This window comes from Pedococcus sp. 2YAF34 (genome assembly GCF_052114585.1).
GTDB lineage: Bacteria > Actinomycetota > Actinomycetes > Actinomycetales > Dermatophilaceae > Pedococcus.
The window spans coordinates 21665-41969 of record NZ_JBFRFA010000023.1 but is presented as its reverse complement, the minus strand read 5'-3'; the positions used below and the strand labels follow the sequence as shown (position 1 = coordinate 41969).

The following is a 20305-nucleotide window of genomic DNA, read 5'->3' as shown; positions in this document are numbered from 1 at the left end:
GGTCGGTCGTGCGCGGTCGGGTCAGGCCGTCCGACGGCCGCCTGCTCAGCTGCCGGACCAGTCCTTGAAGTTCTTCAGCTCGTTGGCAGAGGCCTTGCGCCACCCGTCGAGACGCTTCTCGACGTCGGCGGCCGCCTTGGTGGGAGACGTGCCGGAGAACACCGCCTGGACGGCGAGGAAGCTGTTCTCGCGGTCCATCTTCGACGGCCAGAAGTTCTGGTAGCCGATGGTCGACTGGTTGCTCTGGAGCTCCCAGAGGGCCTTGTCCTGCGGGGAGTTCATGGTGCTGCTGTCGAAGCGGTCGTCCGCGGGGAAGAAGCCGGTGGCCTTGTACATCCCGTTGAGCGACTCCGGCCGGTGCAGGTAGGCGAGGAACTTGGCCGCCATCTCCTTGTGCTCGGCGAAGGCCGTGATGAACAGCGGGTGCGAGTTGAAGTGGACCTTGCCCGCGAGCGAACCGCTGCCGCGCTTGGGCGGCGCCATCACCCCGAGGTCGTCGCCGAGGGCCTGCTGGAACTTCGTCAGGCTGCTGGTGATCGCGAAGGCGCACTTGCCGGCGAGGAACATGTTCATCGCGTCCTGGTACTCCAGCGACGTGACGTCGGGGTTGAAGACCTTGGCGTCGATCATCTCCTTGGTCCACGTGAGCCACTCGGAGAACTTCGGGTCGGTGTACCTCTGCTCGCCCAGGACCACTGGCAGCAGCTCGCGCGGGTCGTTGAGGTTCTGGGTGTTGAACATCCCCGAGAAGTTGCCGATACCGGTGAGGTTCTTGACGCCGTAGCCCCAAGGGGTGACGCCGATCTTCCGCAGCGCCGCGGCCGCCGTGATCATCTCGTCCATCGTGGCGGGCGCCTTGTCGGGGTCGAGGCCGGCCTTGCGGAAGAGCGCCTTGTTGTACATGAGCGGGATGGGCGCGTTGTACCAGGGCAGTGCCCACGTCTTGCCCTTGAACTTGTAGATGTCGAGCGCCTGCGGCGGCAGGACGTGCTTCATCTCCTCGGCGTCCAACGTCCCGTCCAGCGGGGCGATGCACTTCTCCCACACGAACTGCATCGTGTAGGTGCCCGAGTACTCGTGCTGCAGGTCGGGCCCGGACTTGGACTGGCAGGCGGTCCGGAAGTTGCTCGCCAGCTGCTCGGACGGCTGGGTCGTCGACTCGATGGTCGTCCCCTTGTTGGCCGCGGTGAACTCCTTGATCACACCGTTCATCCACGCCGTCATCTGGTCGGCGGACTCCACGCTCGGGTTCCACCAGAACTGCAGCTTCTGCGCGCCGCCGGCGCCCCCTGCACCGCTGTCGCCGCCACAGGCGGCCAGCAGCGACGGGACGGCCAGCGTCGCACCGGCGAGCCCCGCCCCCTTGAAGAACGTCCTGCGGTCGAAGCCGCCGAAACCGCCCGTGAAACCGTCCTGACCACCCATTGCGTGCCTCCCCAGCGCCGTTGCTGAAACGTAGGAACGTTATATCTTATGCATAATGTGGTGTCAACGATCCTGAGGGCGTGCCCACCCCGTGTCCGAGGGGTCGGTGAAGACGACCCGCTGGACCCGGCTGGACAGGAGCCACCGGCCCTCCACCTGGGCGTACGCGTCCTCGTAGGAGGCCACGAGGGACGGCGCGGTGACGGCCACGGGGGCCGTCGAACCGACCTCCCGCCAGCGGCGGAACAGACAGAGGTTGACCCAGCCGCGAGCCGTCGACGGCCCCAGCACCTCGATGTCGATGTTGGTGCACAGGTGCAGCGTCTGCAGGTCGGTCAGCGCCTCGCGCTCGGTGAACGTGGCCGCGATCTGCGCCCGACCGCGCAGCAGCATCTCCGGGGTCTGGAAGACGCCGTCCTCGGTGAAGAGCTCGGCCAGGCGTGACGCCTCACCCCCGTCGGCGAACCGGCAGTAGCGGTAGGTCAGCCGGGCACAGTCCCGTTCCGCGACCAGGGTCTCGAGCGCATCCACCAGGGTCCTCCTCGGTTGAGGTCGTGCGTGGTCAGGCAGGCGTGTACGGGTGTCGCCGAGTGCGCCCGCGTCACTCCGGGAAGGCGGTGGCGTAGAGGCGGCCCTCACGGCTGGCGTCCGGTGGACCCGTGGGCCTCGTCGCCGGCAGGTCCGACCGTGCGGTGGTCACGACCAGCTGGACGCCGGCCACCGTCGTCACGAGGGCGAGTGCGCTCGGGCGCGGCACCGGCACCTCGACGACCTGCCGAAGGCGCCCCTCGAGCGTGTAGCGGTGCAGGACCCCGCCGCCCCAGACCGCCACCCACAGGTCGCCGTCGGGGTCCAGGGCGATGCCGTCGAGGACGCCCGGGCCCCGGTGCCGGACGAGCACCGGCGCCTCGGCCGGCTGTCCCGTCCCCACGAGCGGGTGCCGGCGCACCGTCCCTGCCGCCGTGTCGACGGCGTACAGGTGCTCACCGTCGGCCGTCACGGCCAGGCCGTTGGCGGTGACATAGCCCTGCACGACCGGTGTCGCGGTCCCCGCTCGCACGTCGACGGCCACCACGCCGCCACGGGGGGTCACGCGGTCCTGGGTGAACAGGCCCACGAGCAGCCGCCCGGCTGGGTCCACGACCATGTCGTTGGTGCGCACGGTGGACGGGTCCTCGCACACGACGACCGGTGGCACGGCGACTCCCCCCGTATCGAGGACCTGGACGCAGCCGTCGACGGCTACAGCAAGCGAGCCGTCCGCCAAGGGCTGGGCAGCAGTCGGCACGCTCCCGACGCTGCGGCGCTCGACCGCCTCCCACGCGCCATCCCGGTGACCGGCGACCGACACCGTCCCGCCGAGGATGTCGACCCACGAGAGCCGTTGCCGCACCTCGTCCCACCGGGGGCTCTCGGCCAGGAGGTGGTCGCCGAGCGGCAGCTCCTGCCAGTCGGGACGCACCCGCGCAGGTGCACTCACAGCCCGATCTCGACGACCGAGCCGCTCATCGCGCGGACGCGCCCCTCGTCCACCGTGACGCCGATCCCAGGCCCCCTTGGCACCTGCACCACCCCGTCCGCCACGGTGAGGCCCTCCTCCACGAGGTGCCCGAAGGTCTCGAGCATGACGGGCTGGAACTCCTGCACCAGGAAGTTCGGAAGGGCTGACGCCAACTGCCACGACGCAGCCATCCCGACGGCCGTGACGACGCCGGTGTGCAGGGCGACGGGCAGGTGCTGCGCCGAGGCCAGCGTGGCGATGGCGAGAGTCTCCCCCACCCCGTTGCGCATGAGGTCGGGCTGCACCACGTCCATCGCCCGGGCGGCCAGCCAGGGCACGAACTGGTGCCGCGTGCGCAACGGCTCACCCACCGCGACGGGGATGTCCAGGCTGCGCACCAGCTCGCGGTGCCCGAGGACGTCCTCGGGGGCCAGGGCCGACTCCAGGAACGCGACGCCGGCCTCTGCCAGCACCCGTCCCAGCGCCTTGGCCTCCGGCAGCGTGTAGCCCCACATCCCGTCCACCGCGAGCCACGCCTCGTCGCCCATGGCCTCGCGCAGGCCCGTCACCTCGTGGCCGTCAGGGCGCGCACCGAAGCCCAGGCACGGCTTCACACCGAAGCCCCGGCGGGCCCACTCGGCCGCCTCCTCGCGACGTCCTTCTGCAGTCTTCTCACGCAGACCGGTGACGTAGCAGGGCAGCTCGTCGCGCAGGCGACCCCCGACCAGCTCCGCCAGCGACAGTCCCGCAGCCTGCCCACGCAGGTCCCACAGGGCCGTGTCCAGGGCAGCGATCGCGTCCTGCTGGAAGCCCCCCACCTGACCGCGGACCCGGAGCGTCTCGTACATGTCCCCCGCGCGGGCCGTGGTCGCCAGGGGGTCCAGGCCGAGCAGGGTCGGGCCGAGCACCTTCTCGACGACGACCAGGACGACCTCCGGCCCGATCGGCGCCTGGGCCTCGCCCCACCCCACGAGCCCCTCGTCGGTCTCGACGCGTACGAGCGCCGCCTCCGAGCGGTCGGAGTAGAGCTGGCGGTGGGGGGCGAACCGTCGGTAGTCCGTCCCGGGGAGTCGCTCCCCCGGACGGACCGCCCCCGACATCGCATAGGCGTTGTCGGACTTCACCGCGTAGCCGGTGATCTTCGTGATCCTCATCGGTGGCCCGACTCCTGCCTTGGGGGGTCTCGGTGCCCGGCCAGCCTAACCACGCCGACGCCGCTCAGGAAGGGATTCCGACGTCTTTCTGCATAATGTCTACCAGCCGCCGGCCGCTGCCGTGCCGGCCAGTGCCGGGCCCTCTCCGTCGCCGGGCGCCACGTCGTCCGCTGCGGCCGCACGGGCCTTGAGGAAGCCCAGGACGTTGTCCTTGGCGGAGGTGATGTGACGGCGGACTGCCTCCTGCGCCTGCTCCGGCTCGCGCTTGCGGAGGGCCTCGACGATCTCGGCGTGCTGGTCCTGCGCGACGCGCAGGCGTCCCGGCACCGAGGCACGCACCCTCGCTGCCTGGATCCGGCGGTGGATGCGCTCGGCCTCGGCGGCAAGCTCGCGGTTGCCGCAGAGGTCGTCGATCGCGCGGTGGAACTGCACGTCCACCTCGGCGAAGGCGGCATCGCCGACGTCGACCAGCCGCTCGAGCTCGCCGAGGAGGCTGTAGACCGGCCCCAGCTCGAGCTCGGTGCGAGCCACCGCAAGTCGCACCGCCTCGGCCTCCAGGACCAGGCGCAGGTCGTAGAGGTCCGCGACTACACCGTCCTGCAGCGCGGTGACGACGGCGCCACGCCGCGGGTGCACCTGCACCAAGCCGTCGCTCTCCAACCGGCGCAGGGCCTCGCGCACCGGAGTGGTCGACACCCCGAAGTGCTTGGACAGCGGGATCTCGCGGAGCCGCTCACCCGGGTCGAGCCGGCCGGAGGTGATCGCCGCCTGGATCGACTCGCGCACCTGGTCGACCAGGCTGCCCCGGTCGGACAGCCCCTGAAGCACCCCGAGGTCGGTCATGACGCCCAGTATCGGGACGAGCCGCTGCCGCGCGCAATGCGTCGGCCTGCCTGATGCGTCATGCATGATCGGTCGGGTGGGCACGTCGCGGATGCGCCCGCGGCCATGGTCGTCATGAGTATGCATAATGCCTCATGATCGACACCACCTGGTCCACCGCAGCAGAACCCGAGGAGCCCGGCATGCCCACCAGCCCCATCGAGTGGATCGAGGTGCGCGGCGGCCGGGTCGGTGTCGACACCGGCTCGGGGGCGTTGTGCAGTGCCGCACTCGGTCCCGACGGACGCGAGCTGATCGGTGGCACGACCGGCGTCGGGCTCCTTCGGCTGGCCCTGCCGATCCCCGGGTACGGCTCGCACTTCACGGAGACGGGCACGCACGGCGCCCCGGAGGTCGTCCGCGAGGACGACGACACCGTCCGACTCACGTGGTCCCGGCTCACCACCCCCCACCACACCGCACCCGTCCGTGTCGAGGTCGAGCTCCGGTCGGCCCCCGAGGGGCTCGTCGTGCGTGCGCAGGTGCGCAACGACGGCGACCTCCCGATCCCGCAGGTCGCCTTCCCTCAGGTGCTCGGACTGTCCGCAGGCGGCCAGGACCCGGCGGCGCGCGTGTCGCTGCACGCCTCGGCAGCCGGCCACCCGCCACGAGTCGGGGTCAGCGGGTCGGACGAGACGCGCCTGCGGCTCAGCCGCGGCACGGTGTGGCCGCTGCGCCAGCTCTCGATGCGGCCCGACGACGCGTCCTTCCTCGAGACACCCCTCCAGCGCTACTACGGTTACGGCGCCTTCGAGTTCAGCATGAAGTGGCTCGACTACGGCGACTCCCGTGGCGGCCTCACCCTCTACTCCCGAGACCCGCGCTACCGCGCCCAGGGCCTCCTGCTCGAGCGGCCCGACCGGGCGCGGGACGAGTTCGCCCTGAGGTGGCTGCACTTCCCGACGATCGCGCCCGGATCCACCTGGGACAGTGGCGACTTCGTCATCGTCCTGCATGAGGGCGACTGGTATGCCGGCGCCCGGGCCTTCCAGGAGTTCGCCGCGGAGGCCTACCCCTACGACGCACCGCCCCACATCCGCGAGGCCCTCGGGATCCGGTCGGTGTGGCCCGCGATCCGGCACGCGCCGGTCAACTTCACGCTCGAGGAGCTGCCCGAGTACGCCGAGGAGCTCGCCGACCCCTCACTCGGCCTCGCCGAGCTCTGCGTCTGGCACTGGTGGGAGAAGAACGGCCTGCCCATCATCCTGAACCCCCGCCTGGGGACCGAGGACGACCTGCGGGCCGCGCTGGCCCGGTGCCGCGGGCTCGGGGTGCCCGTCTCCCTGTTCGTGAGCCACCACCTGCTGCGCGACACCGACGAGTCACCGCAGGAGTGGAAGCACCTCAACGCCGCGGGACAGGCGGTCGGGGACGACTGGACCTACGGGCTGGACTTCCTGCCGCGGTTCCGGGTCCCGTTCATGGGGACGCACGCGATGGTGCGCGGTTCGTTGCTGGCACGGGGTATGCGGGACGCGATCCTGGCCGAGCACGCCAGGCTCCTGGAGCTGGGGGCGACCTCCACCTGCTGGGACCAGTACTGGTCCTGGTTCGAGCCCAACTACAACCCGTCCGCGGACGGGGCACCGGACGAGGAGGGTGACCGGCTGCTGGACGTGGGCCGGGCCATCCACGAGCTCGTGCGCAGCAAGAACCCCCGGGGCACCTTCTCCGGTGAGATGGTCACCGAGCAGAAGGTCCCGGTCCTGGACTACACCTGGGACTGGCGCAACGGCGCAGACCTCGACGAGGACGCACCGTTCCGCTACGTCTTCCCACAGTTCCGGCTCAACGCCAACGTCAACGAGCACCCGCGCGGTTCGCTGCTGGCCTTTGCCGACGGCGGGCTGATCAACGTGATGCCTGGCCAGATGCACAGCCACCGGCTCGCCGAGCACCCCGAGCTGGTGGCGACGCTCAGGCAGCTGGCGACGCTGCGCAGGCGCTTCCTGCGGTTCTTCTGCGAGGGACAGTACCGCCACGTCGAGGGGCTCTCCACGTCTGGGTGCCACGCGCGCGCCTACAGCCACGGCGACGAGGTGCTCGTGGTGCTGGTCAACCCCACCGACGCGCCCAGCAGCGCCACGGTCGCGGTGCGACCCGAGGACTGGGGCGGTCGGACGCTCTCGGACGCCCCGCGAGTCGTCGCTCTCGACGGCCTGCCTGCCGACGGGGCGGTGACCGCCGGCTACGAGGGGGTCGTCGAGCCCGACGGGCTGCGCGTGCTGCTCTTCAGCTGACCTGGAGCCCGGGCCGCCGCGGCTCGGTCACGAGCGTGTGCGACGTCCAGGCGCGGTAGTCCAGGGTCGAGATCCGGTCGATGGCCCGCACCTGCGTCGTCCACACGTCGTGGGTGATCCGGCAGCGCAGGTAGCCACGTCGCAGGTCGGCGCTGACCAGGTGCGGGTTCGCCCGCTTGCGGAGCTCGAGCCCGGAGTCGGTCTCGCCTCCGTCGCGGCCGCTCGAGATCGACGTCCCGGCGAACTCGACGCCGACGACCTCGGAGCCGGGGTCCTCGAAGTCCTTCAGGATGTCGAGGTGGTAGTTGCGGTGGATGTCCCCCGTCAGCACCACGAAGCCACCTGCGTTCCTCGCCGCCACCGTGTCGATGACCCGTTGCTGTGCAGCCTGGTAGGCGTCCCACTGGCCGGTGGAGAAGCGCTCCCCCGACGACTCGTCGCTGTCGAGCCGGCTGAAAAGCACGGTGTTGGCCATGACGTCCCACGTGGTGGCCCCCGATCCGAGGCTGTCGAGCAGCCACGCCTCCTGCGCCGTGCCGAGGATCTGGCGGCTGGGGTCACGTCGCTCCGCGGTGTCGCCGACCGTGCTGCCCGGCAGCTGGCCGGTCTTGTACTGGCGCGTGTCGATGACGTGGAAGCGCGCGAGGTCGCCGTAGTCGAGCTGCCGGTACATCCGCGCCGTGTAGCCACTGGGGCGCTGCGGTGGCCGCAGGGGCATGTGCTCCCAGAAGGCGCGGTAGGCGTTGGCCCGCAGCTGGTAGAGCGACGGGTCCTCCGCGTCGTAGTCGTTGAAGACCTCGTGGTCGTCCCAGGTCACCATCCACGGCGAGACCCGGTGCGCCTCCTGGAGGTCGGGGTCCGACTTGTAGAGCCCGTACTGCTGACGGAAGCGGCCGAGCGTGTCGGTCTGCCGGGTGAAGTCGGCGGGCAGGGAGGGCGTGTACGGCCACCGAACTGAGGTGGCATCCGTGGCGTACTCGTAGATGTAGTCGCCGGCGAAGTACACGAGGTCCGCAGGCTCGGACGCGGCGTCCTTCCACGCGTGGTACCAGCCCGCACCGAGCGACTGGCACGAAGCGACGACGAGGTCGAGGTGGTCGAGGTGCGCCCCTGGCGCCGGCGCCGTGCGCGTGCGGCCCACGCCACTGAGGTGCGGACCGCAGCGGAACTGGTACCAGTACTCGCGATCCGGGCGCAGACCCCCGACGTCGACGTGCACGCTGTGGGCGTACTCGGCGTGCGCCAGGGCGGTGCCTCGGCGCACCACTGTGGCCATCGACGCGTCCTCGGTCACGACCCACTGCACCGGGAAGCTGTCCGTCGCCATGCCCCCGTCGACCTCGAATGGGCTGGGTGCCAAGCGGGTCCACAGGACCACGGCCGTCGACAGCGGGTCACCCGAGGCGATACCCAGGGTGAAAGGGTAGGGCATGGCCCGCGACCCCGAGACTGCCGCGTGCGCCCGTTCCGGCCTCCCGGCCACGAGCGCGGCCGTGGCAGCGAGCCCGGCGGCGGTGAGGAACCCCCGGCGCCGTAGCCCCTGGGCGATAACTGCAGCGGACTCGTCTTCCCACGAAGGACTCATGTCGTCGCATGCTAGGCAGGCAAAGGCGACGAAACAATACATTCTGCATAACTTCGTCCGTCCACGTGGTGACGCTCGAGCACGGCCACGCGCGGGGACGAAGGACTCTGCCCTCCTCCTCCCCCGTGCCTCGATCCTGAGAGTCGACGCGAAGTGGTGGAGGTGCCCCATGACCGTTCCCTGAACCCGACCACAGCTGCACGCCGAGACGGGGCCGCAGCGACTCGCCTGGGCGGACAACCTCAAGGTCGCCCTCGTCGCCGGCGTCGTCCTCGCCCTCGTCATCCTGGCGTGGAACGGCCTCGAGGGCGCCTGGGTGCTCAGTGAGCCCACCGTCCGCGAACCGCTGCTCAGCATCCTGCTCCTGGTGGCGATCGTCGGTGTCGCGTTCGGCATGCCCCTGTTCTTCATGGTGGCGGGCGTGTTCACGCCGAAGTCCCTGCACCGCAGGGGAACCCGGTTGTTCCTGCGTGACCGCACGATCCGGCTGCTGGTGCCCAGTGTCGCGTTCGTGCTCCTGCTCACCCCGCCGATCGAGTTCGTCGACTCGAGCAACGCCGGCTTCCGCGGAAGCTTCTGGCAGTACATCCCGCACTCGTGGTGGCCACTTCCCCCTCCCCCCGGCCCGACATGGTTCCTCGGCGTGCTCCTGGTGTTCTCGGCCGTGTATGCCGTGGTCCGCCGGAGCCGCCCGTGGCACCCGGGGACGGGGCGCCGGCTCGGCGGACGGGACCTCGCCGGGACGGTGGTACTGGTGGCGGTGATGTCCTACGTCGTGCGGATCTGGGCACCGTTCGGACAGGAGCGCTGGCACCTCGCAGTGGCTCAGGCGCCGGGCTGGGTGGCGGGGTTCACGCTCGGCGTCCTTGCCGGCGAACGCGGCTGGTTCGACCACCTCGACCCGCAGCTCGCCACGCGGGTACGACACGCCGCCTGGTCCTCCATGGCCGGCTGTGCCGCTCTCGTCGCGGCCCTGTCGACCGCAGACGCCGACGTGGACGGCTTCGGCGGCGGGGGCACCTGGCAGTCCATGGCTTTCGCGACCGTCGAGGCGATGGTGCTCGTCACGGTTTCGGTCTGGGTGGTCGACGCGTTCCGGCGCCGCGCTGTCCGCCAAGGTCCGCTGGCGAAGGAGCTGAGCCGCGCGGCGTACGCGACCTTCTTCGTCCACCAGGGCGTCCTGGTGCTGCTCATCCTCGCCAGCCGGCACCTGGCCTGGCCGACCGAGGCGCGGTTCGTCCTCGTGGCCGTCGTGGGTGTGGCCCTGTCGTTCGCCGTCGGTTCCGCGGTGCTGCGCGTCCCCGGCGTCGCGAAGGTGCTGTGACGGCGATGCTCCAAGGCCCTCCCGCGCCGTCGTCCCACGGACTACCGTCGGAGCATGAGGAGCATGTTGGAGCGCCTCACCGAGGCGCAGAACGCTCACGACGCAGAGCGCATGGCGGTCTGCTTCGCCGAGGACTACCGGAGCTCGCAGCCGGCCCACCCCGGCCGCGAGTTCACCGGCAGGGCACAGGTGCTGGCCAACTGGACCGCGGTGTTCCAGGGCGTGCCCGACTTCCGCGGTGACCTCGTCACCCACGTGCGCGAGGGGTCGACAGAGTGGGGCGAGCTGTCATGGCACGGCCACCACACCGACGGGTCGACCTTCGCCATGTGCGGTGTCATCATCCTGACCGTCCGTGACGGACTCATCGCCGACGCCCGGCTGTACGTCGAGCCCGTCGACCGCGGCGACGAGGACATCGAGGCCGCCGTGGAGACGCTGTACCGACCCCCGACCAGTGCCGACGAGAACACCTGAGCCGCACCGACCGTGGCGCGGAGCCCGAGTCCGGACAAACACCCGCGAGTCCCCCCAACGCCGCACTGGATCCGCTCCCCGCCCGCGCAAAGGTCCCGGATCTCCCTCACGAGACTCTGGCGCTGGCTGCGCCCTTGCGCCATCCTCCGGGCCAGGACCCAACCCGGGGTCTGCTCAGAGCTTGGGGGAACCATGAGAATGCTGCGCACCACCCTCACGGCCGTCGCCGCAGGAGCACTGTTCCTGCCGTCACTGGCCACCGCCGCCGTCGCGGCACCGGTGACGAACGACACCGCGGCCACCGCCACCACGATCAGCACCCTGCCGTCCTCGTTCAGCGAGGACACCACCGGCGCGACCACCGACTCCCTGGACGCCGCCCTCAACGCCAACTGCGGGGCACCGTTCACCAACGCCAGCGTCTGGTTCCGCTACACCGCACCCGCCGACGGTGGACTCGTCGCGGACATGTCGGCCTCCGACTACACCGGCGGGTTCATGGCCACTGAGGGCGACCCCTCGAACGGGGCGCTCGTCGCCTGCGGTCCGGAGGCCGTCGGCTTCCCGACCACCGCCGGGCAGACCTACTACATCGTCGCGTTCAGCGACACCGTCACCAACGGCGGACAGCTCGCGGTGACCTTCGACACCGCGCCGCCGCCGCCCGAGATCAGCGTCACGGTCAACCCGCGCGGCACCGCGTACAAGGACGGCTCCGCAAAGCTCACCGGCACCTACTCCTGCACCAACGCCGACGACTTCTCCAGCGAGATCGACGGCACCCTGACCCAGCGGGTGGGCCGGGTCAAGGTCACCGGTGACTTCTTCGTCTACCCGCTGCAGTGCGATGGTGTCGTGCACCAGTGGGTCGGCATGGCTACGAGCAGCAACGGGCTCTTCCGGGGCGGCAAGGGCGCCAGCGTGACGTTCGGCTTCGCGTGCGGCCTGTTCGACTGCTCCCTGGGGTATGCCGAGCAGAAGGTGCAGCTGAGCACCAACAAGAAGTAGCCACCCGGGCGTCCGTCTCGGTCCCCCTGGCGTTGGGGCCGGGACGGACGCCGGGCATGGCCGGGACCGCCGCCGACTCGCCGTCTCGTCGGCTCCCGACATGGCACGATCGCCACCATGGCCCAGCGAGCACCACGATCCCGTGCAGGAATGGCGCCGAACGGCAGGGCTGCCGGGTCCCGCGCCGTCCTGGGCTCCCTCACCGGGCCCGCCGACAGCTGGCTCGGCGCCGGCCTCGAGCACCTCGTCGAGGCAAGGCACCGACGCCGGCTGCAGCGCCTCGGCCACGTGGCCGCGCTCGACGCGGCGTCCGGGATGCCCTCGCGGACCGAGGTGGGCGACGACACCGGGGCAACCGGCGCGCCCACCGCGCCCGAGCCGACGTGGGTGACGCCGTCGCGGGTCCGCTCGGGCAACAGCCTGCGCGTCCTGGTCGACGGGGCCGAGGCGCTCGCGGAGGTGCAGGCTGCGATCCTCGGCGCGCAGCGCAGCGTCCACATCGCCGGGTGGCACTGCAGCCCGGACTTCCGGCTCGTCGAGGGACCCGGCAGCCTGACCCTGCGCGAGCTGCTGGGGACGGTGGCGCACCGGGTGCCGGTCCGGGTGCTCATGTGGGGCGGCCCACCGGTGCCCGTGTTCAAGCCGAGCCGTCGCGACGTCCGTGCCGCGGCCGCCGGCCTGATGAGCGGCACCTCCGTGGAGTGCGCCCTCGACACCCGCGAGTTCACCATGCACTGCCACCACGAGAAGCTCGTCGTCGTCGACGACCGTATCGCCTTCGTGGGCGGCATCGACCTCACGGCACTCGCGGGGAACCGCCTCGACTCCCCTGCGCACCCGCGTACCGGCTCCCTCGGCTGGCACGACGCGTCGACGGTCCTCCAGGGGCCCGCGGTGGCCGACGTCGCCGCCCACTTCAACGCTCGTTGGGGTGCTGTCACGGGTGTCACCCTCGACGACCCCGAGCCGGCCCCGCCCGCCGGTGAGGTCGAGGTCGAGCTCGTGCGCACGGTCCCGGAGAAGATGTACGACTTCCTGCCGCGAGGGGAGTTCAGCATCCTGTCCGGCTACCTCGCGGCCCTGCGCTCGGCCCGATCCCACATCTACCTCGAGAACCAGTTCCTCTGGTCTCCCGAGGTCACCGACGTCCTGGTCGCCAAGCTGGAGCACCCACCGGGCAACGACTTTCGTGTGCTGCTGGTGCTTCCCCGCCGACCCAACAACGGACGCGACACCACCCGGGGGCAGCTCGCCCGGCTCCTCGCCGCCGACGCGGGACGCGGCCACCTGCTCGCGACCACCCTGGTCGGCCCGACCCGGGAAAGCCCGGGCGTCTACGTCCACGCCAAGATCGGCATCGTCGACGACCGGTGGCTGACCGTCGGCTCCGCCAACCTCAATGAGCACTCCCTCTTCAACGACACCGAGGTCAACGTCCTCACCCTCGACCGGGAGCTGGCCCGCTCGACCCGCCTGCGTCTGTGGGCGGAACACACGGGACGACCGCTGGAGGACCTCGACGGCCCGGTCGCCGGGGTCGTCGACACCGTCTGGCGTCCCATCTGCGACGAGCAGGACGAGGCGAGCGCGGCCGGGAGGGAACCGGTCCACCGCATCGAGCGGCTGCAGGCGCTCTCCCGGCGCGTCGACCTGCTGCAGGGGCCGCTGCGGGGGCTGCTCGTCGACGGCTGAGCAACCCCCGCGGCACTGTCGCAAGGACGGCTGCTCACCCGACGCGCCGTACGGTCACCGGTCGATGGCGACCACCTCGTAGCTCGTGGCGGTGGGCGGGAACCCGGTGTCGAACTTGGCGTTCGCCACGAGCACCTTTCCGGCCACCAGTGCCACCGTCGTCGGGGTCTCGAACAGGCTCGACGTGATGGTCCGCAGCACCGTCCCGCTGCGCAGGCCGTCGGAGAGCTGGGCCTTCACCACGAGGTTGTCGTTGTTGCGGACCACCCACAGGGTCCGGCCGTCGAGCAGGATGCCGTCGACGTTGGGGACGCTCAGGCCGGCGATGGCGCGGCTGGCCCCCGTGCGGGGGTTGACCACATTGACCGCGCCCTGCCCGCTGTGGGCCACGAGGAGCCGGGAGCCGTCTGCGGTGGCCTGGATCCCGTTGCTGTTGAAGGCGCCGCTGACGTCAGCAGCCGGTCCGCTGAGGTGGAGCGTGGAGAAGGCGCGGGGGCTGCCGCCCCTGACCGGCACGAAGTACAGCACCGCCCGTGAGGAGTCGGTGAACCAGGCCCCCGCATCGGTGAGGGCCACGTCGTTGATGAAGGTCGGCGCGACGGCGAAGGTGTAGGACGCGACGGGCGCACCGGTGACGGTGCTGTACACGTAGCCCTGACCGGTCGGGCCCCCGGCCACGAACAGCAGGCGGTGGCGCAGGTCCGCCTTCATACCGGTCGCGAACCGGCCAGCCGGCGCGTGCACGAACTTCGTGGCGGTGCCGTGGCGTGCGTCGCCCCTGTAGACGTCGCCAGTGAGCAGGTCCCCGGCGTAGAAGGTGGACCCTGCGCCCTTGGCCACCCCCTCGGTCCCCGTCGCCCTCGGCAGCGTGATGGCGACGTCGGCGCGGGCGGACGCAGCCCCGGCGGGCGGCCCCGTGAACGCCAGCGCGGCCAGCGCGGCCATCGCGGCGAGAGCCGCGGCCAGTGCGGATGCCTTCCTCAGTGCAGTCATCGAGGTACCTCTCTTGTCAGGGCAGCCCTGCGATGCCTCGGTGTGGTGGTTCACCCGCCCCCCGCACCAGACTCCGCCCTGCCGTTGACCCGCACAAGAGCCGCTCCCCCTGAGACCCGTTCAGGGTCGCCTCAGGGTGCGGATCCGGCCTCTCCCCGATGTGGCGACCTGCCCGCCACCGACACGATGCTCGCCATGATCACCGTCGAAGCACTCACCAAGACTTACGGCCGCGGGATGACCGCCGTCGACGACGTCTCCTTCACCGCGGCCAGTGGCTGCGTGACGGGCTTCCTCGGCCCCAACGGGGCCGGCAAGTCCACCACCATGCGGATCATGATCGGCCTCACGCCCGCCACCTCGGGGACGGCCACCGTCGGCGGTCGCCGGTTCACCGAGCTGCCGAACCCCGGCCGGGAGGTGGGGGTCCTGCTGGACGCCTCCGCGCAGCACGCCGGGCGCACCGGCCGCGAGATCCTCACGCTCGCCCAGCGCACCATGGGCCTGCCCCGGACGCGCGTCCAGGAGATGCTCGACCTCGTCAGCCTCACCTCCGAGGAGGCCGACCGGCGCGTGCGCGACTACTCGCTGGGCATGCGCCAGCGCCTCGGCATCGGCACCGCCCTCCTCGGGGACCCGCACGTGCTCATCCTCGACGAGCCCGCGAACGGCCTGGACCCTGCCGGCATCCGGTGGATGCGCGACCTGCTGCGCGGCTTCGCCGACGGCGGTGGCACCGTCCTGCTCTCCTCGCACCTGCTGCACGAGATCGAGGTCGTCGCGGACGACCTCGTCGTCATCGGGAACGGCCGGATCGTCGCCCAGGGCACCAAGGCCGAGCTGCTCGCCGCCGCCGGCACCGTGGCACGGGCCCGCGACACCGCCGCGCTGGAGCAGGCCATGCGCCACGCCGGACTCGCGTTCTCAGCGCACGCCGACGGCAGCGTCCACACCGACGCCACACCCGACCAGGTCGGGGAGGCAGCCCTCTCCGCCCACGTCGTCCTCACCGAGCTCCGTACCGCAGACGGGGCAGGGCTCGAGGAGATGTTCCTCGAGCTCACCGCAGACACCCAGCGCGAAGGAGCAGCAGCATGACCACCACGGTCCAGACCACACCGCCCACCACCCGCAGGGCGACACTGGGCGGCGGAGGTGGGGGGTCCCCACGCCGGTCGACTCCGGCGCGAATCCCGTTGCAGCGCCTTGTCACCGTCGAGCTGCGCAAGATGTTCGACACCCGGTCGGGCTTCTGGCTCATGGCGAGCATCGTCATCACGAGCCTCCTCGCGACCGCCGCCATCATCGTCTTCGCGCCGGACGACCAGCTCACGTTCGACAGCTTCGCGGCCGCCATCGGGGCACCGATGACGGTGATCCTGCCGATGGTCGGGATCCTCGCCGTGACGAGCGAGTGGAGCCAGCGCAGCGGGCTGACGACCTTCACCCTCGTGCCGCACCGCGGGCGGGTGCTGGGCGCCAAGTTCCTCGCGGCCACGTCCGTCGGCATCGGGTCGATGTTCATCGCGCTCGTCGTCGGTGTGCTCGGCACCGTCGGCGGCAGCGCCATCGCCGGGGTCGACCCGGTGTGGGACGTCACCGCCGCCCACTTCGCCCTCATCGTCCTCGGCAGCGTGCTCGGAATGCTGTTCGGCTTCATGCTCGGCCTGCTCATCCGCAGCTCTGCCGGCGCCATCGTCACCTACTTCGTCGTCACCCTGGTCCTGCCCCCGCTGCTCAGCCTGCTGGCGACGAACCAGAAATGGTTCGCCGACCTGCGGCCGTGGGTCGACTACACCTACGCGCAGGGGCCGCTGTTCGACGGCCGGCTCTCGAGCCAGCAGTGGCAGCACCTCGGCGTCGCCGGGTCGCTCTGGTTCCTGCTCCCCCTGGCGATCGGCCTCCTGGTCGTACGGCGCGCCGAGGTCAAGTGAGGAGATGACGTGGCCGGCCGGTCGGGACACCCGACCGGCCGGCTCGTCATGTGGGCTGCCAGAGCTCGATGCGGTTGCCATCAGGGTCAGTGACCCAGCCGAAGCGTCCGACGCCTTCCATCTCCTGCGTCTGCTCGACCACGTCGGCCCCCTTCGACCGCAGCTGCGCGAGCATGGCGTCGAGGTCGCGGACCCGGAAGTTGAGCATCACCTTCTGGTCCGCCGAACCGAAGTAGTCGGTGCCGGTCTCGAAGGGCGCGAAGACCATGGGCCCGGTTTGCGGCTGCCAGAGCCCGTTTTCGTCGGCATCGAGCCCCAGGCAGTCCCGGTACCAGGCGCCCAGTCTCTCGGGGTCGGCGGACCGCACGAAGTACCCACCCACACCCAGTACGCGTTCCATGCCTACCCCATCGCGTTCGTGCCGTCGGAGAGCACGGGTGAGATCAGCCCGAGGACGTTCCCGTCGGGGTCGAGCAGGTAGCCCACACGGCCGATGCCCTGCATGTCGGACAGTGGGAGGGCCTCGGCGGCGCCCAGCTCGAGTCCCGTGCGGAACACCTCGTCGACGTCTCCGTCGACGCCCACCACGACGTTGCAGCCGTTGACGGGCGCCCCCGGCTCCGGCCGCGGCCCTCTCCGCTGGGTGAGGCCGCCGTTGATCCCCTGGCCGGGCGCGTCCACCGTGGCTGCTCCCTCGCCGGTGTCGATCGCCCAGTAGGGCATGTCACCGAACTGCGTGAACGTCCACCCGAGCAGGCGGGAGTAGAAGTCGATGAGCACCTGCGGTTCGGACGCGTGGATCTCGAAGTGGACGACGAGGTTCGCCATGATGATGCCCTCCCTATGACCGGGTGGCCGACGCTACGCCCCACCGTGAGCTCCCCGCCAGAGCGACACCGTCAGAGGCCTACTCCCCATTCGAGGCGGAGCGCATACTCCTCGAGACGCTCCCCCTGGTCGAGGCTGCGGCCGAGGGCACTGTCCTCGGCTCGGCGTCCGTCCGCCACGACCGGGCCGAGGCAGTCGAGGAGTCGGTCCTGGATGAACCCGTGGACGAAGTCATCCTCGCGCTGTCCCCAGCGATGAGAATCACGTGGTGGCACCGTGACCTCCATCACCGCCTGCACCGGTTCGGCATCCCCGTCGCGCTGCTCCCCTGACGTCGACCCCCGAGCAGTCCCCGTCCACCCCGTCAATGCCTGTCGATGCCCGTCGATTGCGGTCCGCGCTCAGGGCCGTCGCGACCTCGGCAGCTTGCTGACGACCAGCCGGTAGGACTCGTCAACCGCAGCCAACAGGTCGCGGTCGGGTATGGCGCCGCCGAGGTCGAGGGTGTTCCAGCCCGAACGGCCGATGTAGGGCATCGTGCGGGCGTCGTCGGGGAATTGCCGAAGCCACTCGTCTGCCTCGATCCTGGTGGGCGCGCACTTGAGCCCCACGGAACGGGATGACTCCGAGGCGAAGGCGAAGATCTTGTCGGCCACCTTGACGACGACGTCACCCTCCCAGGGCTCGTCGCGCCAGGCGCCGGGCTTGGCGAGGCAGTGGGCTACGACGTCCGACCCGGTCAGCCGGCCGCTGCCGCCCCTCTCGTCCATGGACGCATCCTCCACGCTCAGGCCAGCGTGAGGAAGAGCCTCTCCATCGTGGCCCGGCCCTCGGGGCGGCCTACACGGCGGCGCGCAACGCGCCCGCCCTCTTCTGACCGGGTACCCGCCCGGACGGCGGGTCAGCCCAGGGTGGCGCTGTGGTCGGGCACGTACGTCGTCTGCTCCCGCGGAGGCCGCTCGTACCCCTTGGGCTCGGGGCGCTCAGGCATCCTCAGCACCGGGGACGGCACCTCGACGTACGGGATCGTGGACAGCAGGTGCGCCATCATGTTGAGCCGCGCGCGCTTCTTGGAGTCGGACTCCACGACGTACCACGGGGCCTCGGGGATGTCCGTGTGCACCATCATCTCGTCCTTGGCGCGCGAGTAGTCCTCCCACCGGGTGATGGACTCCAGGTCCATGGTCGAGAGCTTCCACTGGCGCATCGGGTCGCGCAGGCGCGAGGTGAACCGCCGCTGCTGCTCGGAGTCGCTGACGGAGAACCAGTACTTGCGCAGGAGGATCCCGTCCTCGACGATCAGCCGTTCGAAGATCGGGCACTGGTGCAGGAACCGCCGGTACTCGTACGGCGTGCAGAACCCCATGACCCGCTCCACCCCGGCGCGGTTGTACCAGGACCGGTCGAACAGGACGATCTCGCCGGCGGCTGGCAGGTGCTCGACGTAGCGCTGGAAGTACCACTGCGTCCGCTCGCGCTCCGTCGGCGTCGGCAGCGCCACGATCCGCACGTTGCGGGGGCTGAGGTACTCGGTGATCCGCTGGATCGTGCCGCCCTTGCCCGCCGCGTCGCGCCCCTCGAAGACCACCACGACCCGCTGCTTCTCTGCCTTGACCCACTCCTGCACCTTGACCAGCTCGGCCTGGAGGCGGAACAGCTCGGCCTCGTAGACCTTGACGGGCAACGACCGCGTCGAAGCCTCGTCCTTCGCCATCCCGCTCAGGACCTCTCCGCACCGGGGACCGGGACGCCAGGCACGGTGTCCCCGATGGCCTCCTGCAGGAGCGCCGCCAGCCCTCCCGCAACCTGCTCCCGCAGCTCGTAGCGGGCGCGCACCAGCGGCACCGGCACCGACAGCACCCGCGTCAGGTCGATCGGCGTGCCGCTCACCACGGCGTCGCAGGCACCCGCCTCGACCGCCGCGCTGATGGTCGCCTCGAGGTCGCGCACCTGGGCCGCGCCGTACCCCATGGCCGGCAGGACCGCGCGCGCGTTCGGGTACCTCGCGTACGTGTCTGCGATGGAGCCCACCGCGTACGGCGACGGGTCGACGACCTCGGCCGCCCCGGCAGCGCGGGCGCCGACGACACCCGCGCCGTACGTCATGGACCCGTGGGTGAGGGTGGGCCCGTCCTCGACGACCAGGACGCGCCGCCCACGGACGGCGGCCTCATCGTCCACGGTCACGGGGCTGTCCGCCCGCAGGACGGTCGCGTCGGGGTTGAGGGCCCGCACCGACGACTCGACCGCCTCGATGTCCTCGGGCCGTGCGGAGTCACACTTCGCGACGACCACGACGTCGGCCATCCGGACGTTCGCCTCGCCCGGGTGGTACGCCGCCTCGTCACCGGGTCGCAGCGGGTCGGCCAGCACGAGGTGCAGGTCCGGCGCGTAGAAGGGCAGGTCGTTGTTGCCCCCGTCCCAGAGCACGACGTCCGCCTCCTGCTCGGCCTGGCGCAGGATGCGTTCGTAGTCGACCCCGGCATAGACGACGCCACCGGCGTCGAGGTGCGGCTCGTACTCCTCGCGCTCCTCGATCGTGCAGTCGTACCGGTCGAGGTCGTCGTACGAGGCGTAGCGCTGGCAGGCCTGCGCGACGAGGTCGCCGTAGGGCATGGGGTGGCGCACCGCCACCACGCGCAGTCCACGGTCGCGCAGCAGCCGCGCCAGGTAGCGCGTGGTCTGGCTCTTGCCCACCCCGGTGCGCACCGCCGTCACGGCGACGACCGGCTTGGTGCTGCGCAGCATCGTGCGTCGGGCGCCGTGGAGCCGGAAGTCGGCCCCCGCCGCGATGCACTGGGAGGCGAGGTGCATGACGCGCTCGTGCCGGACGTCGGAGTAGGCGAAGACCACGACGTCGACAGCCTGCCGTCGCACCAGGTCGCCGAGCTCGGACTCGGCGACGATCGGGATGCCCTGTGGGTACAGGGAACCCGCGAGCTCGGCCGGGTAGCGCCGGCCGTCGATGTCGGGGATCTGCGTCGCGGTGAAGGCCACGACCTCGTGGCCCGGATCGTCGCGGAAGACGACGTTGAAGTCGTGGAAGTCACGTCCGGCCGCGCCGAGGATGACGACGCGCGTACGCGGGGTCGGGCTGGCCGTCATGGCCCCGACCTTCCCACTCCGGAGGCCGCGTGGGCACCAGCACGAGGACTACCCCCGAGGGGGGTCCCGTGGTCGCCTCGTCGGTGGCACGATCGGAGGGTGAGCGACACCGCGGCACGCACCGGGACCGGGAGTGGCGCGCCGACACGACCTGGCG

At 71.0% G+C, this 20305-nt stretch carries 20 protein-coding genes; 8 read left to right on the top strand and 12 right to left on the bottom strand.

Annotation, left to right across the window (positions count from 1 at the left end; genetic code table 11):
• Nucleotides 1-45 precede the first annotated feature (45 nt).
• From AB4Z02_RS12960 to AB4Z02_RS12940, 5 genes are all read right to left on the bottom strand, one after another.
• The gene (locus tag AB4Z02_RS12960; protein ID WP_056884939.1) at nt 46-1425 is read right to left on the bottom strand and encodes an ABC transporter substrate-binding protein; all 1380 of its coding nucleotides are present in this window, start codon (nt 1423-1425) and stop codon (nt 46-48) included.
• A 63-nt stretch (nt 1426-1488) separates the two neighbouring features.
• Nucleotides 1489-1956: a nuclear transport factor 2 family protein gene (locus tag AB4Z02_RS12955; protein WP_441971379.1), complete on the bottom strand. Its 468-nt coding sequence runs from the start codon at nt 1954-1956 to the stop codon at nt 1489-1491.
• Between the two features lie 70 nt (nt 1957-2026).
• Nucleotides 2027-2905, bottom strand: coding sequence for an SMP-30/gluconolactonase/LRE family protein (locus AB4Z02_RS12950; protein WP_441971377.1), 879 nt, complete (start codon nt 2903-2905; stop codon nt 2027-2029).
• Nucleotides 2902-4080, bottom strand: coding sequence for a mandelate racemase/muconate lactonizing enzyme family protein (locus AB4Z02_RS12945; protein WP_056884936.1), 1179 nt, complete (start codon nt 4078-4080; stop codon nt 2902-2904). The genes AB4Z02_RS12950 and AB4Z02_RS12945 overlap by 4 nt, the downstream gene beginning before the upstream one ends.
• A gap of 99 nt (nt 4081-4179) precedes the next feature.
• Nucleotides 4180-4923, bottom strand: coding sequence for a GntR family transcriptional regulator (locus AB4Z02_RS12940; RefSeq protein ID WP_056884935.1), 744 nt, complete (start codon nt 4921-4923; stop codon nt 4180-4182).
• Nucleotides 4924-5105: 182 nt separating this feature from the next.
• Here AB4Z02_RS12940 and AB4Z02_RS12935 point away from each other — a divergent pair, with 182 nt between their 5' ends.
• The gene (locus AB4Z02_RS12935) at nt 5106-7202 is read left to right on the top strand and encodes a hypothetical protein (protein WP_441971375.1); all 2097 of its coding nucleotides are present in this window, start codon (nt 5106-5108) and stop codon (nt 7200-7202) included.
• On the opposite strand, the gene AB4Z02_RS12930 is transcribed toward AB4Z02_RS12935, so the two are convergent.
• Nucleotides 7195-8787: an alkaline phosphatase D family protein gene (locus tag AB4Z02_RS12930; RefSeq protein WP_441971373.1), complete on the bottom strand. Its 1593-nt coding sequence runs from the start codon at nt 8785-8787 to the stop codon at nt 7195-7197. The genes AB4Z02_RS12935 and AB4Z02_RS12930 overlap by 8 nt on opposite strands.
• Nucleotides 8788-8983: 196 nt before the next feature.
• On the opposite strand from AB4Z02_RS12930, the gene AB4Z02_RS12925 reads away from it, so the two are divergent.
• From AB4Z02_RS12925 to AB4Z02_RS12910, 4 genes are all read left to right on the top strand, one after another.
• Nucleotides 8984-10111 (top strand): acyltransferase family protein, encoded by a 1128-nt coding sequence (locus tag AB4Z02_RS12925; RefSeq protein WP_082590943.1) that lies wholly within the window; start codon nt 8984-8986, stop codon nt 10109-10111.
• A 54-nt stretch (nt 10112-10165) separates the two neighbouring features.
• Entirely contained in the window at nt 10166-10588 is a 423-nt protein-coding gene (locus AB4Z02_RS12920; RefSeq protein ID WP_082590942.1) for a nuclear transport factor 2 family protein, read from the top strand.
• A 198-nt stretch (nt 10589-10786) separates the two neighbouring features.
• On the top strand, nt 10787-11596 hold the full coding sequence (locus AB4Z02_RS12915; protein ID WP_056884930.1) for a DUF6299 family protein: 810 nt from the start codon (nt 10787-10789) through the stop codon (nt 11594-11596).
• Between the two features lie 150 nt (nt 11597-11746).
• A complete protein-coding gene (locus AB4Z02_RS12910; RefSeq protein ID WP_441971371.1) occupies nt 11747-13288 on the top strand; it encodes a phospholipase D-like domain-containing protein in 1542 nt (513 codons plus the stop codon).
• 54 nt (nt 13289-13342) lie between these two features.
• On the opposite strand, the gene AB4Z02_RS12905 is transcribed toward AB4Z02_RS12910, so the two are convergent.
• Nucleotides 13343-14281, bottom strand: a complete 939-nt coding sequence (locus tag AB4Z02_RS12905; protein WP_441971369.1) for a hypothetical protein — start codon at nt 14279-14281, stop codon at nt 13343-13345.
• Nucleotides 14282-14476: 195 nt separating this feature from the next.
• On the opposite strand from AB4Z02_RS12905, the gene AB4Z02_RS12900 reads away from it, so the two are divergent.
• Together AB4Z02_RS12900 and AB4Z02_RS12895 are read left to right on the top strand one after the other, a co-directional pair.
• Nucleotides 14477-15379 carry an ABC transporter ATP-binding protein gene (locus AB4Z02_RS12900; RefSeq protein ID WP_441971367.1) on the top strand — a complete coding sequence of 301 codons (903 nt, stop codon included), beginning with the start codon at nt 14477-14479 and terminating at the stop codon, nt 15377-15379.
• Complete coding sequence (locus AB4Z02_RS12895) at nt 15376-16215, top strand: ABC transporter permease (protein WP_441971365.1); 840 nt, start codon at nt 15376-15378, stop codon at nt 16213-16215. The genes AB4Z02_RS12900 and AB4Z02_RS12895 overlap by 4 nt, the downstream gene beginning before the upstream one ends.
• Nucleotides 16216-16261: 46 nt before the next feature.
• Here AB4Z02_RS12895 and AB4Z02_RS12890 read toward each other — a convergent pair whose 3' ends face one another.
• Nucleotides 16262-16615 (bottom strand): VOC family protein, encoded by a 354-nt coding sequence (locus AB4Z02_RS12890; RefSeq protein ID WP_056884927.1) that lies wholly within the window; start codon nt 16613-16615, stop codon nt 16262-16264.
• A gap of 2 nt (nt 16616-16617) precedes the next feature.
• Nucleotides 16618-17043 (bottom strand): VOC family protein, encoded by a 426-nt coding sequence (locus AB4Z02_RS12885; protein ID WP_056884926.1) that lies wholly within the window; start codon nt 17041-17043, stop codon nt 16618-16620.
• A 23-nt stretch (nt 17044-17066) separates the two neighbouring features.
• Here AB4Z02_RS12885 and AB4Z02_RS12880 point away from each other — a divergent pair, with 23 nt between their 5' ends.
• Nucleotides 17067-17375 carry a hypothetical protein gene (locus tag AB4Z02_RS12880; protein WP_441971363.1) on the top strand — a complete coding sequence of 103 codons (309 nt, stop codon included), beginning with the start codon at nt 17067-17069 and terminating at the stop codon, nt 17373-17375.
• A 69-nt stretch (nt 17376-17444) separates the two neighbouring features.
• On the opposite strand, the gene AB4Z02_RS12875 is transcribed toward AB4Z02_RS12880, so the two are convergent.
• The 3 genes from AB4Z02_RS12875 to AB4Z02_RS12865 form a co-directional block, all read right to left on the bottom strand.
• Nucleotides 17445-17813, bottom strand: a complete 369-nt coding sequence (locus tag AB4Z02_RS12875) for an MmcQ/YjbR family DNA-binding protein (RefSeq protein WP_441971362.1) — start codon at nt 17811-17813, stop codon at nt 17445-17447.
• A gap of 131 nt (nt 17814-17944) precedes the next feature.
• Nucleotides 17945-18757, bottom strand: a complete 813-nt coding sequence (gene ppk2, locus AB4Z02_RS12870; protein ID WP_056884925.1) for a polyphosphate kinase 2 — start codon at nt 18755-18757, stop codon at nt 17945-17947.
• Nucleotides 18758-18762: 5 nt separating this feature from the next.
• Nucleotides 18763-20148, bottom strand: a complete 1386-nt coding sequence (locus tag AB4Z02_RS12865; protein WP_056884924.1) for a cyclic 2,3-diphosphoglycerate synthase — start codon at nt 20146-20148, stop codon at nt 18763-18765.
• Nucleotides 20149-20305: the final 157 nt, after the last annotated feature.

What these genes read in the sequence shown, in the direction of transcription:
- AB4Z02_RS12960 (WP_056884939.1), bottom strand. Translation starts at nt 1,425, where the DNA reads ATGGGTGGTCAGGACGGTTTCACGGGCGGTTTCGGCGGCTTCGACCGC.
- AB4Z02_RS12945 (WP_056884936.1), bottom strand. Translation starts at nt 4,080, where the DNA reads ATGAGGATCACGAAGATCACCGGCTACGCGGTGAAGTCCGACAACGCC.
- AB4Z02_RS12940 (WP_056884935.1), bottom strand. Translation starts at nt 4,923, where the DNA reads ATGACCGACCTCGGGGTGCTTCAGGGGCTGTCCGACCGGGGCAGCCTG.
- AB4Z02_RS12935 (WP_441971375.1), top strand. Translation starts at nt 5,106, where the DNA reads ATGCCCACCAGCCCCATCGAGTGGATCGAGGTGCGCGGCGGCCGGGTC.
- AB4Z02_RS12930 (WP_441971373.1), bottom strand. Translation starts at nt 8,787, where the DNA reads ATGAGTCCTTCGTGGGAAGACGAGTCCGCTGCAGTTATCGCCCAGGGG.
- AB4Z02_RS12920 (WP_082590942.1), top strand. Translation starts at nt 10,166, where the DNA reads ATGAGGAGCATGTTGGAGCGCCTCACCGAGGCGCAGAACGCTCACGAC.
- AB4Z02_RS12915 (WP_056884930.1), top strand. Translation starts at nt 10,787, where the DNA reads ATGCTGCGCACCACCCTCACGGCCGTCGCCGCAGGAGCACTGTTCCTG.
- AB4Z02_RS12910 (WP_441971371.1), top strand. Translation starts at nt 11,747, where the DNA reads ATGGCGCCGAACGGCAGGGCTGCCGGGTCCCGCGCCGTCCTGGGCTCC.
- AB4Z02_RS12905 (WP_441971369.1), bottom strand. Translation starts at nt 14,281, where the DNA reads ATGACTGCACTGAGGAAGGCATCCGCACTGGCCGCGGCTCTCGCCGCG.
- AB4Z02_RS12900 (WP_441971367.1), top strand. Translation starts at nt 14,477, where the DNA reads ATGATCACCGTCGAAGCACTCACCAAGACTTACGGCCGCGGGATGACC.
- AB4Z02_RS12895 (WP_441971365.1), top strand. Translation starts at nt 15,376, where the DNA reads ATGACCACCACGGTCCAGACCACACCGCCCACCACCCGCAGGGCGACA.
- AB4Z02_RS12890 (WP_056884927.1), bottom strand. Translation starts at nt 16,615, where the DNA reads ATGGAACGCGTACTGGGTGTGGGTGGGTACTTCGTGCGGTCCGCCGAC.
- AB4Z02_RS12885 (WP_056884926.1), bottom strand. Translation starts at nt 17,043, where the DNA reads ATGGCGAACCTCGTCGTCCACTTCGAGATCCACGCGTCCGAACCGCAG.
- AB4Z02_RS12875 (WP_441971362.1), bottom strand. Translation starts at nt 17,813, where the DNA reads ATGGACGAGAGGGGCGGCAGCGGCCGGCTGACCGGGTCGGACGTCGTA.
- ppk2 (WP_056884925.1), bottom strand. Translation starts at nt 18,757, where the DNA reads ATGGCGAAGGACGAGGCTTCGACGCGGTCGTTGCCCGTCAAGGTCTAC.
- AB4Z02_RS12865 (WP_056884924.1), bottom strand. Translation starts at nt 20,148, where the DNA reads ATGACGGCCAGCCCGACCCCGCGTACGCGCGTCGTCATCCTCGGCGCG.